Origin of the sequence: Butyrivibrio sp. WCD3002, from assembly GCF_000424265.1 — a bacterium.
Taxonomy (GTDB): domain Bacteria; phylum Bacillota; class Clostridia; order Lachnospirales; family Lachnospiraceae; genus Butyrivibrio.
In genome coordinates this window covers 413400-426000 of the sequence record NZ_AUJO01000002.1, presented here as the reverse complement: position 1 = coordinate 426000, position 12601 = coordinate 413400, and the positions used below count along the sequence as shown (strand labels likewise).

Annotated in this window: 7 protein-coding genes and 1 riboswitch; of the genes, 6 read left to right on the top strand and 1 reads right to left on the bottom strand. The window is 42.9% G+C overall.

The features are described 5' to 3' along the window. Positions 1 to 108 precede the first annotated feature (108 nt). On the top strand, positions 109 to 1683 hold the full coding sequence (locus tag G608_RS0105185) for an alpha-amylase family glycosyl hydrolase (protein WP_026495148.1): 1575 nt from the start codon (positions 109 to 111) through the stop codon (positions 1681 to 1683). Positions 1684 to 1722: 39 nt separating this feature from the next. On the opposite strand, the gene G608_RS0105180 is transcribed toward G608_RS0105185, so the two are convergent. After that, a complete protein-coding gene (locus G608_RS0105180; RefSeq protein ID WP_026495147.1) occupies positions 1723 to 1950 on the bottom strand; it encodes a hypothetical protein in 228 nt (75 codons plus the stop codon). A 136-nt stretch (positions 1951 to 2086) separates the two neighbouring features. On the opposite strand from G608_RS0105180, the gene G608_RS0105175 reads away from it, so the two are divergent. The 5 genes from G608_RS0105175 (at position 2087) to addA (ending at position 12517) form a co-directional block, all read left to right on the top strand. Next, positions 2087 to 2935 (top strand): TraX family protein, encoded by an 849-nt coding sequence (locus G608_RS0105175; protein WP_081677306.1) that lies wholly within the window; start codon positions 2087 to 2089, stop codon positions 2933 to 2935. Between the two features lie 19 nt (positions 2936 to 2954). After that, positions 2955 to 3038, top strand: a riboswitch (ZMP/ZTP riboswitch). Positions 3039 to 3091: 53 nt separating this feature from the next. Beyond that, positions 3092 to 3799 (top strand): IMP cyclohydrolase, encoded by a 708-nt coding sequence (locus G608_RS0105170; RefSeq protein WP_026495145.1) that lies wholly within the window; start codon positions 3092 to 3094, stop codon positions 3797 to 3799. An 18-nt stretch (positions 3800 to 3817) separates the two neighbouring features. Beyond that, the gene (locus G608_RS0105165) at positions 3818 to 4996 is read left to right on the top strand and encodes a phosphoribosylaminoimidazolecarboxamide formyltransferase (RefSeq protein ID WP_026495144.1); all 1179 of its coding nucleotides are present in this window, start codon (positions 3818 to 3820) and stop codon (positions 4994 to 4996) included. A gap of 28 nt (positions 4997 to 5024) precedes the next feature. After that, entirely contained in the window at positions 5025 to 8612 is a 3588-nt protein-coding gene (locus tag G608_RS0105160) for a PD-(D/E)XK nuclease family protein (RefSeq protein ID WP_035794676.1), read from the top strand. After that, entirely contained in the window at positions 8612 to 12517 is a 3906-nt protein-coding gene (gene addA / locus G608_RS0105155; protein ID WP_026495142.1) for a helicase-exonuclease AddAB subunit AddA, read from the top strand. The genes G608_RS0105160 and addA overlap by 1 nt, the downstream gene beginning before the upstream one ends. Positions 12518 to 12601 lie beyond the last annotated feature (84 nt).

Genomic DNA, 12601 nt, shown 5'->3' with positions numbered 1-12601 from the left:
TTATGGAATATGGCTGTCCTATCTGCTAATATAAATAAAGCAAATAAGAAAAACGTTTTCCGAGGCAAAAACACTGGTAAACTAACATACAAAAGGGAGGAACAAAATATGCCGGCTTGGTTAAAGGATGCAGTTTTTTATGAGATTTATCCCCAGTCATTTTGCGATACAAATGGCGATGGAATAGGTGATATCGAGGGTATCATCACAAAGCTTGATTATGTAAAGAGTCTTGGTGCAAATGCGCTGTGGCTTAACCCTATCTATGATTCACCTTTTAAGGATGCGGGCTACGACGTAAGAGATTATAAGAAGGTAGCAGAAAGATACGGTACAAACGACGATCTGGTTCGTCTTTTTGAGGAGGCACATAAAAAGGGTATAAAGGTGCTTCTGGACCTGGTTCCCGGACATACCTCAGAGGAGCATGAGTGGTTTAAAAAGAGCTGTGAATATGAGCCCAACGATTTGTGGAACAGATATATCTGGACTAACGGAGCCTTCTGCGGAATCGGCGGACATCCTTATATCGGCGGCGAAGCTGAGAGAGATGGCTGCTATATGCTTAATTTCTTTAAGTGTCAGCCGGCTCTTAACTATGGCGTTCTTAACCGCACAGAGCCATGGCAGATGCCGGTGGATCATCCGGATTGCATAGCTACAAGGGAAGCCATGAAGGATATCATGCGCTTCTGGCTTGATAAGGGCTGCGATGGTTTTCGTGTAGATATGGCAGATTCTCTTGTAAAAGAGGATGATGAAGTTAAGAGTGCCACAGGTGCTATCTGGCAGAACATCAGAGAGATGCTTGATAAGGACTATCCCGAGGCAGCTCTTGTATCCGAGTGGAGTAATCCTGAGTGTGCTCTTAAGTACGGCTTCCATGCTGACTTTTATCTTGATCACCATGGAAACGGTCTTAATGTACTTTTCAGAGATGGTGAGACAGAGGGCGGAGACCACAGCTATTTTAAAAAGGATGGCGGTGACAGCCCTATGAGATTCCTTGCTGATTATGAGCACAAGTATGAGAATTCCAAAAAGTACGGCTATATCAGCTTTATAACCTGTAACCACGATACACCCAGATGCACCAAGACTATGGGTATAGACGAGCTTAAGGTGGCATACTCCTTTATTTTCACTATGCCAGGGGTCCCCTTCCTTTATTATGGCGACGAGATCGGCATGAGATATCTTGAGAATGTAAAGACCAAGGAGGGCGGCTTCCAGAGAACCGGTTCCCGCTCGCCCATGCAGTGGGATAAGTCTGCGAAAAACTACGGCTTTTCAGAGGCTGATAGCGATAAGCTCTACATCCCTGTTGACGCTTCATCTGATGCTCCCGCAGTAAGCAGCGCTGAGGCAGATGCCGACTCGCTTATTCACACAGTTCGTAGTATAATAGCCCTCAGGCATGCAAAAGAGGACCTTCAGGCAGATGCTGATTTTCAGGTTGTATATGCTAAGGAAGGCGAAAGGCTCTTTATCTACAGAAGAGGAAGCCTTGTAATAGCAGTTAATCCCGGAGAGAAGGAAGAGAAGGCATATAAAAAAGACTGCGCCGATATTCTCTCTAAAGCCGGAGAAATAAAGGGCAATCTTATCTATGGAATAGGAACAGCAGACTTGACAGACGATGCTGTTGTACTTGGTCCTCAGTCCTTTGCGATATTTGAATAAAAAAGCAGAGTCTTTACTGACTCTGCCTGTAAAAAATATTTAATCTGTGCGCATTACGGTGAGGAATATTGCCACTAAAATGAGCAGCACAAAAATGGTGAAGATAATGGTAAGGATTTTCGCAAACAGCGAATATTCCTTCCACTCACCGTTGAAGAATACAAAGCGAACGAACACAAGCATGAACATCAGCTCAGCTATGACAATGATCGCATCATATATGATATTTATCAGCGTTATGGATGCCATAATACCTGTACTTAGCATTTTTGGGGCCTTCCTTTAAATGGCTACAGTGCCTTTATCTTAAGCTGATTATAAGCTACAAATGTTATTTCGTTCAATTATGTATCTATGAAAAAAATATTATGAAATCTTAAATAACGGAGTCCGGTCTGGGGAAATGTTTGATTTATTTAAACGGAGATACAGCTTCATATCATCGAGCACGCTTAAGGTGATTGCCATAGTCACAATGTTTATAGACCATGTGGCAGCAGGCGTTTTGCGGTACATGTTAAAAGCAGGGATGTGTCCTTTTGGCATTGAAAGAGAAAAGGCCATAGTGGTCTACGAATGGATGAGACATATTGGAAGACAGTCCTTCCCCATATTCTGTTTCCTTTTGATAGAAGGACTTTTCCATACAAGGAACCTTAAAAAATATATTCTGAACATGGCCATCTTTAGTATTATTTCAGAGGTGTTTTTTGATATTGCATTCAAGGTGAACGTGGACGTTGGCAATCCCAATGTGATTATGCTTCTTCAGGAAAATTGGCAAAAGGCATCTGAAAATTCCAACGTTTTCCTGACGCTTATGATAGGGCTGATATCCATTTGGATGATGAAGCTCATTGAGGAGAAATTTTTCGATAAAAATGATTTTTCTCTTTTAGGCTTCACTGTAAGCAATCCCTTATATATGCTGCTCTATTACATGCCACCCGCGGTGGGTAGTATGATTGCATGGAAAATAGGATCGGATTACAGCTTCTGGGGAATTACTCTCATAGCAATATTTTTTGTGTTCAGGAATCAGCCTCTGCTTGCAAGTATTTTAGGATACGTGTTTTTATCAAATATGGGTGGCGAAGCCTGGGCCCTGCCGGCCTTTATTCTGATATATTTTTATAATGGAGAAAGAGGCTTTATAAAAGGCAATTATAAGTATGCGGTATACGTATTTTATCCACTCCACATGGCAGTTTTGTTCGCTGTAAGGTGCTATATTTTTAGTATTGCAAATTAAAAAAATATCGTGTAAATTATATGTGTCGTACGACTGACGGATTTGTGGAATACCACAGGGGAGTACGATGAATATTGAATTGTCGACCGTCTGGGCAGCCGTTTGAATAGGCATGCTCAGGCGGTTTTTTATTATCATTATTTTTAAGGAGAGACAATGGTTAACTTAGCTAAAGAACTCAGATCAAACTCATATCCGGGACGCGGAATCGTTATCGGTACAAGCTCAGATGGAAAGTATGCTGTTACTGCATATTTCATCATGGGAAGAAGTGAAAACAGCAGAAATCGTATTTTTGCAACTATGGGAGACGGAATCAGAACAGAAGCCTTCGATCCCGCAAAGCTTGAGGATCCAAGCCTTATCATCTATGCTCCTGTAAGAGTAAGAGGAAACGATACCATCGTTACAAACGGTGATCAGACAGATACAATCTTTGACCTTATGGAGGCAGGACAGTCCTTCGAGGAAGCCCTCAGAACAAGAGAGTTTGAGCCCGATGCTCCTAACTACACACCTCGTATTTCAGGTCTTATGCACATAAAGGACGGCGAGTACAATATCTCAATGTCTATCTTAAAGAGTAATCATAATGATCCATCATGCTGCCTTAGATTTACTTATACCTATGATAAGCCGGTAGCAGGAACAGGCTACTTCATCCACACCTACATGGGAGATGGCAATCCGCTTCCCAGCTACGAAGGCGAGCCTACAGAGGTAGAGATTTCAGGCGACATCGATACATTTACTGATATGGTTTGGGATTCACTTAACGAAGACAATAAAGTATCACTTTTTGTACGTTATATCGATATCAAGACCGGCCAGTTTAAGACACGTATCGTAAATAAGAATCAGTAATTCAGGAGGAAAAGGTCAATGAAAGAACTCGCACTTAAATATGGATGTAACCCCAATCAGAAGCCCTCAAGAGTTTTCATGGAGGATGGCACAGATCTTCCTATAGAGGTACTTAACGGAAAGCCCGGATATATCAACCTGCTTGATGCTTTTAACGGCTGGCAGCTTGTTTCAGAGCTTAAAAAGGCAACAGGACTTTCCGCTGCAACCTCCTTCAAGCACGTATCACCTGCAGGAGCTGCAATAGGACTCCCTCTTAATGAGATTGAAAAGAAGATCTACTGGGTAGATGATCTTCCGGAGCTTTCTCCCATGGCAAGCGCTTATGCAAGAGCAAGAGGCGCTGACAGAATGTCATCCTTTGGTGATTTCATTTCTCTTTCAGATACCTGCGATGCAGATACAGCACGCCTTATCAAAAGAGAGGTTTCAGACGGAATTATCGCTCCTGATTATACAGATGAAGCATTAGAGATTCTTAAGGCTAAAAAGAACGGCAACTACGCTGTAATCAAGATTGATCCTTCCTACAAGCCCGCTGCTCTTGAGAAAAAGCAGGTATTTGGCGTAACCTTCGAGCAGGGTCATAACGATATCGAGATAAATGATGAGATGCTCGCTGATATCGTTACAGAGAATAAGGATCTTCCCGACAGCGCAAAGAAGGATCTTATCATCTCACTTATCACTCTTAAATATACTCAGTCCAATTCTGTATGCTACGTAAAGGGTGGACAGGCAATCGGTATCGGAGCAGGTCAGCAGTCACGTATTCACTGCACAAGACTTGCAGGCAGCAAGGCTGACAACTGGTTCCTCAGACAGGCACCTCAGGTTCTGGAGCTTCCTTTCCTTGATAACATCAAGAGAGCAGACAGAGACAACACCATCGATCTTTACATCGGAACAGATTATATGGATGTTCTTGCAGATGGAAAATGGCAGAATCTTTTCAAGGTAAAACCTGAAGTATTTACAGATGCGGATAAGAAGGCATGGCTTGCAAAGAACACTGATGTAGCCCTTGGCTCAGACGCATTCTTCCCCTTCGGCGATAACATTGAAAGAGCAGCAAGAAGTGGTGTAAAATATGTAGCACAGCCTGGTGGTTCTGTCAGAGATGACAACGTAATCCAGGCAGCTAATGATCATAAGATGGTAATGGCATTTACTCATATGAGATTCTTCCATCATTAATGATCAAATACACTCTTTTGGAGGCAATATGCTGCGTTTTGTATTTGGTGCATCAGGTGTTGGTAAAAGCCGCTTCGTGCAGGACTACATCATTGAAAAGAGTATCAGGGAGCCTGAGAGGAATTTCCTGATAGTTGTTCCTGATCAGTTTACAATGCAGACGCAGATGGATGTCGTTAAGCTCCATCCCAGGCACGGCATCATGAATATAGATGCCCTCAGCTTTTCGAGATTATCTCACAGGATATTTGAAGAAGTTGGAGAGGATAAGCTTAAGCCCCTTGATGATATGGGTAAGAGCCTTGTGCTGAGACGTGTGTCGCAAAAGCTTGAAGATGAACTTACTGTAATCGGCGGCAACATGCACAAGATGGGATATATAGATGAAGTAAAGTCCACGATCTCCGAGTTTATGCAGTATCGCATAAGCCCGGAGAATCTTGACTTGCTGATAAAGGCTTCAGACAGTAAGGGCGTGCTTAAGGCAAAACTTTCCGATCTGCAGCGCCTTTATAAGGGCTTTAAGGAATATATAGAAGGCGATTTTATTGCTCAGGAAGAGACTATGGAGCTTCTTTGCAGGTCTCTTAATAAGTCCGGGCTTATTCCCGGCAGTGTTATAGTATTTGACGGCTTTACTGGTTTTACTCCGATTCAGTACCAGGTTATCGGGGAGCTGCTAAAGCTTTCATCAGAAGTCATTTTCACCTGCACGATCGGGCAGGATGGCAATCCATATATTTATGATAAGGATGCGCAGCAGGAGCTGTTTTTGTTAAGTAAAAAAACAGTTCATGATATTTTGCGCCTCGAATATGAAAATGAAAAAGAAACAGATCCCTCATCGGTTCCTGATTTTGACAGATGGGCAGAATATCGTTGCAATAAGGCTGCGTCAGATGGGACTGATGTTTTTGTAAAGCCCCATGAAAAAAGCAGGCATGCCGATAACCCTGAGCTGTCCTTTTTGGAGCAGCATCTTTTCAGATACGGTAAGGCGTCCTATGACGGAAAAGCTGATGGCATCAGGATTTTTGATGCGGATGATGTAAGAAATGAAGTGAGGATGGCATTTTCCGGTATCAATGGAAAGATCAGGGGAGACTTAAGCCTTCATTACCGAGACTTTGCCATAGTCTGCGGTGATATCGAGAGGTATTCAAAGGTCATAGAGGAAGAGGCTGAGAGGTCAGGTGTTCCCGTTTATATTGATCAGACAGGGAATATCAAGCTTAATCCCCTTATAGAGTTTATTAAGAGCGCTCTTCTTGTTGACGGCACCGGATACAGCTATGAGACCGTTTTTCATTATCTGAGAAGCGGAATTCCTGATTTTACCTATGATGAGATTGACGAGCTTGAAAACTATGTAAGAGCCCTTGGCATCAGAGGCAGGAAGGCATGGGAAAATGATTTTACAAGGCTTCCTTCCGCAATAAATAAAAAGCTCAGAAAACGCGATGATAAGGAAGAGCTTCGCAGGGAATATCTGCTTGGAATAAATGAGCTTAGGAAACGAGTAGTGGGTTCTCTTTCGCCTGTTTTTTCTGCGGAGGATGAAAATGCACTTAGCTATTCCATGGCTGTTTATGAGCTTTTGAAGAATTCCGGCGCTGCATCCAAGATGGAGTCTTTTGCTAAGTCCTTCCATGATGCAGGGGATGAGATAAGGGCTAAGGAATACTCTGTGATCTATAAAAAGGTCATAAATCTTTTAGATCAGATAACTATTCTCATGGCTGATGAAAAGCTGACTCTCGAGGAGTATTTGGAGATTCTTGAGGTGGGCTTCGGTGATATAGAGATAGGGACAATTCCCCAGAGCGTTGACAGAATCGTCGTCGGTGATATTGAGAGAACAAGGCTTAAGGAGGTAAAATACCTGTTTTTCCTTGGCGTAAATGATGATCTGATTCCAAAAGGTGCGGGAACAGGTGGCATTATCTCCGACATAGAGAGACAGTTTCTTGTTGATTCAAATACCGGAATTGAGATGGCTCCTACGCCAAGGCAGCAGATGTATATTCAGAGGCTCTATCTTTACATGAACCTTACAAAGCCTTCAAAGGGGCTGTTTTTGTCATACTCACATCTTACGCCGGATGGAAAGAGCATAGGCCCTGCCTACATAATCGGTAAGATAAAGGGCTTTTTCCCCAATGCGCAGGAGATTTCATTTACGGAGCTTAGTGGAACGGAGCTTCTTAGCACTCCTGAAAATGCCTTTGGATATATGTCTGAAAATATCCAGAGATATGTAAACGGGTATATGAAGGAGCAGGAGGAAAGCAGCTTTAAGGCACTATATGCGGCACTTAACGAAAAGAGCGTAGAAGGTAAGGAGAGATTAAGTAAGCTCCTTAACGCAGCAGGCTTTAGCTACAGGCATAAGCCTCTTTCCGATGCGGTATCCTCCATGATTTACGGAAATATCCTTGTTAACTCGGTATCAAGGCTTGAGAAATTCGCTCAGTGTGCCTATGCACATTTCTTGAGGTATGGCCTTGGCATTGAGGAGAGAGAGGAATTTGCCTTTGATTATTCCGATATGGGAAATGTTTTCCACGGCGTGCTCGAAGGCTTTTCCAATAAGCTTACGGAGAAAAATCTGACCTGGACAAGCTTTGATGATGAGCAGGGAAAAGAAATCTTAGATGAGGTATTTGATGCATACGCAGGAGAGTATGGTGAAGGAATACTTTCAAGTACCATGCGCGGCGAGGCTTCAAAGGCAAGGATAAAAAGAATTCTTTACCGCTCCATTGATACCCTCAGATATCAGCTGCAGAAGGGATCATTTATGCCTAAGTATGTAGAGGCGGCTTTTGACAGCGCTGGAAGCATAGATGCCATAAACGTGAATCTTACAGAGGATGAAAAGGGCAGAATTCTTAAAAAGATGAAGCTTACCGGTAAGATCGACAGAGTTGATACCTATGAGGATGCGGACCATGTTTTTGTTAAGGTAATCGATTTTAAGTCCGGCAATAAGAAGATTGACCTTTGCGCACTGTATTACGGGCTACAGCTGCAGCTCGTTATGTACATGAATGTGGCAAGGGGAATGGAAGCGGCAAAGCGCCCCGGAAAAGAGATAGTCCCGGCAGCAGTTTTGTATTATCACATAAATGATCCGGTTCTTGAGGGTAAGGATTTTTCAGAACAGCCAAGTGATGAGGAGATCAATGCCATCGTAAGGAAGGAGCTTAGGCCCAGCGGAATCATTCAGGAGAACAGAGAGATTGTGGATATCCTTGACCATGAGCCCGGGCAGGAGTCTGATGTTATACATGTGAAATTCAAAAATGATGGCTCATTTACAAAGAAAGGCTCAGAGGTAATGGCGGCTTCTGATTTTGAAGAGGTCTCAGACTATGTGAAAAAGCTCATCAAAAAAAGCGGACAGGACATAGTTTCAGGTGATGTGGAAATCAATCCCTATGAGCTTGATAACAAAAACGCCTGCACCTATTGCAGCTTCCATTCGGTATGCGGCTATGATGAAGGCGTCCGAGGCTACCGCAAGAGACAGCTGAAAAAGCTTTCTGATGAGGAAATCTTGGAAAAGATAAAGACAGAAGATATAGAAACTGATGACAACAGGGGTGAGAACTAATGGGATTTACCGTTGAACAGCAATCTGTTATAGATGCAAGAAATTCAAATGTCCTTGTTTCTGCTGCGGCGGGAAGCGGCAAGACCACTGTTCTTGTTGAGAGGATCATACAGAGAATCACAGGAGATAAGCCTATCGATATCGACAGGCTGCTTGTTGTTACCTTCACCAAGGCAGCAGCTTCATCCATGAAGGACAAAATCCTCGAGGCCATATCTAAAAAGCTTGAGGAGGATCCCGGTAATGCGCATCTTCAGAGGCAGGAGACCCTTGTGCATGGCGCACAGATAACAACCATCGATTCCTTTTGCCAGTATGTCATAAGGAATAATTTCAATGAGATCGGTCTTGATCCTTCATACCGCGTAGGGGATGAGGGTGAGATGAAGCTTTTGATGCAGGACGTTCTCGCTGAGCTTCTTGAGGAAAAGTATGCAGAAGGAGATGAGGCTTTCCTTAACTGTACCGAGTATTTTTCCACAGGTAAGGATGATAGCAGAATAGATGACTTCATAATTTCTCTCTACAACTATGCCATGAGTATGCCTTTTCCCGAGGAGTGGCTTCTTGAGAGGAAAAGTGACTATGAAATAGATGAAGCTGATTTTGAGAATGCATTTTTCGTAAAGGATTGTAAAAAACTCACAGCTCAGCTTTTAGAGGAGTGTGAGATGAGGCTTCAAATGGCTCTTTCTCTTGCAAGTGAATCCGACGGCCCATACATGTATTGCGATCTTCTGGAAAAAGAGCTGAAGGCGATAGTTGAGATCAGATCGAAATCTGACTATAGTTTTGATGAACTAAGATCGGCTATTGTTAATCTCGAATTTGACCGTCTTCCATCTAAAAAAGATGACTCAGTAAATGCAGATAAGCGCGAAGCAGCCAAGAACCACAGAACCTATGCAAAAGATAAGCTTTCTGATCTTGCGAAAAAATTCTTTTCCGAGGATAAAAAGACCATCTGCCGGCACATGAATTATGCCAAAGAGCCTGTGGCAGTGCTTGCTGACCTTGCAATCAGCTTCAAGGAGAAGTTTGATGGCAAAAAGAGGGAGAAGGGCATCATTGACTTCGGGGATATGGAGCATCTTGCGCTGCAGATTCTTGTAAGGAAAAATGAAAAGAACGACTATGAACCTACAAATGCCGCAAAGCAGTATCGTGATTACTATGAAGAAGTCATGATAGACGAGTACCAGGACTCAAATAAGGTCCAGGAGCTTCTGCTCTCAGTAATATCCGGAGAGGAAATCGGCAATTACAACCGCTTCATGGTAGGTGATGTAAAGCAGAGCATCTATAAGTTCAGGCTTGCAAGACCTGAGATTTTCATGGAGAAAATGGAAAGCTATGGCAGCGAGGTTGATGCTAAAAAGCGAAAGATATCCCTGCATAACAACTTTAGAAGCAGGCGTGAAGTCTTAGATAGCGTAAACTACATTTTTGAGCAGATAATGGGAAAGGAACTTGGAGGAGTCGGATACAATGATGACGCTGCTCTTATCGCCGGAGCATCCTTTGAAAAGCCTGATAACCCGGATGAGTTTGCTACAGAGTATCTGTTTGTGGATGCCGGGGATGAAAAGAAAGATGGCTCAAGGGAGCTTGAAGCCAGAATGATCGCCGCAAGAATTAAAGAGCTCATGGCTGATGGCGTAGTCAGTGCCAAGGATGGAGGCTTTAGAAAGGTCAGATACAGCGATATCGTTATCCTTATGCGAGCCATAAGCGGATTTGAGGATATCATCAAGAAGGTCTTTGATGAGCAGGGAATTCCTGCCTATATAGAATCAAAATCCGGATATTTCTCTGCTATTGAGGTGGAGGTTATTCTGAATCTTTTAAGAGTTATCAGCAATCCTCTGCAGGATATACCCCTTGTCAGTGTTATGCATTCACCGATTTGCGACTTTTCCGATGAGGAGCTTGCGATAATAAAGGCAGTCGACAGAAAGAGAAATATAAGCCCGCTGGCAGGAAGCAGCTTCTACGAGATATTAAAAAGAAGTATTGATGATGAAGCTGAGGGAACAGCTTCAGATGACGGCTCTGTTAAAGAGAATAATGAAGCATCAGATACAGAAAAAGCTGATATTCCAGAGAGTATAAAGAATAAAATACGCAAACTGGTTGATTTAATAACTAAATTACGACACCACAGCGAATTTTTGCCTGTAAATGAACTGATAAAGGAGATTTACGAGTTAACAGGCTACTATGAGTACTGCGCGGCTCTTCCGGGAGGCGAGAGAAGAAGCGCCAACCTGAATATGCTGGCAGAAAAGGCTGCAGTCTATGAAAAGACCAGCTACCGCGGAGTATTCCACTTTGTCAGATATATTGAGCAGCTTGGAAAATATGAAGTGGACTTTGGTGAAGCAGGGACCTTGGATGAAAATGCAGACGTAGTCCGCCTTATGAGCATACATAAGAGTAAGGGCCTGGAGTTCCCAATCTGTTTTGTGGCAGGAATGTCAAAATCATTTAACTTCAGAGATATCTATAATTCTGTTGTAAGTGATATGGATCTTGGCATAGGAACCCATGCAATAGACCTTGAAAAGCGTATTCTATACAGAACTCTTAGAAAGCGCATGATGGAAGAAACCATGAAAATGGATATTCTTGGTGAGGAGATGCGTATCCTTTATGTTGCCATGACAAGAGCCAAGGAAAAGCTTATTTTGACCGGCAGTATGAAGCTGGGAAATCCGGAGAAAAAGTCCGCATCCGATTTTGGACCAAAGCTTACTGCGCTCAAAAGATTTAGAAATCGCGACAGGATAGAAGGTAACCAGCCATATCTTCTTCCGTTTTTCTTAAGGAGTACTGCATCCTCATATCAGGATCTGCTGCTTATGGCACTGGCAAGGCATCCTGCCTACAAGACCCTTTGCGATATGGCAGAGGCAGACTGCGAAGCTGTAGATGAAAGCTGCGGTATTTCTGTTTCCTCCATCAGAGGCGATGATAACAGCTATGTTGTTCCTTACAAATTCAGGATTTTCACAGCTAAAGAACTGGAGGCATCTGAGTTTATTGAGGATTTGGGCCCTGATATGAAGCTTAAGGATATTGCTGTGCTAAATGCAGATGAAAAGGCACTGTCCGATAGCTTTAAGGAGAAATTCCTTGAAAAATATGCCTATGAGAACCTGGGCAGGCTGTTTGTAAAAACAACGGTATCGGAGCTTAAAAAAGCAGCGTATGTGGACGAAAATGAGCCGGTTCATGATATTGGATTAAAGGTGGGCAGCCCTGATGAAGATGATGAGAATATACCTTCATTTGTGAAGGCATCTGATAAGAAGCTTTTTGGAGCAGAGAGAGGTACCGTTTATCATAAGATAATGGAGCTTATCTATGATAATAATGGAGCCTGTGCAGATGCGTTCCAAGGTACAGATGATTCTACAGGTAATAAAGTTGATAAATTCACAAGCTATGATGAGAGGCTGAAGACTCCCGGAAGTTGGATTGAATACCTTGAAGAGACCGGAATGCTGGCTGATGGCGCAGGAGACTGCGTAAATACAGAGGATATTACTGCTTTTTGTAGCAGCTCCGTGGGGCTTCGCATGAAGGCAGCCATGGAAGCAGGGCATCTTCACAGAGAGTCACAGTTTATGATGGGAGTATCTTCAGAGCGCATAGACAAGGAACTTCCGCCGGAGGAGCTTGTACTTATACAGGGTATCATCGATGTGTGGTTTGAAGAGGATGATGGTATCGTTCTTCTGGACTACAAAACAGATAAAGTAAGATCAGGCGATGAGCTGATCCATAGGTATAAGGTACAGCTGGATTATTATCAGGAGGCTCTTGAGCGCATTACCGGAAAGAAGGTTAAAGAGAGGATTATCTATTCATTTACGCTTGGCGAGACAATTTCAGTGCCCTGATTTTCTGGTACCTCAATAGAGAATTAATTTTTCAAAAAATAATGAAAGAGATGAAAAAAATATCTAAAAAAGATATAAAAAATC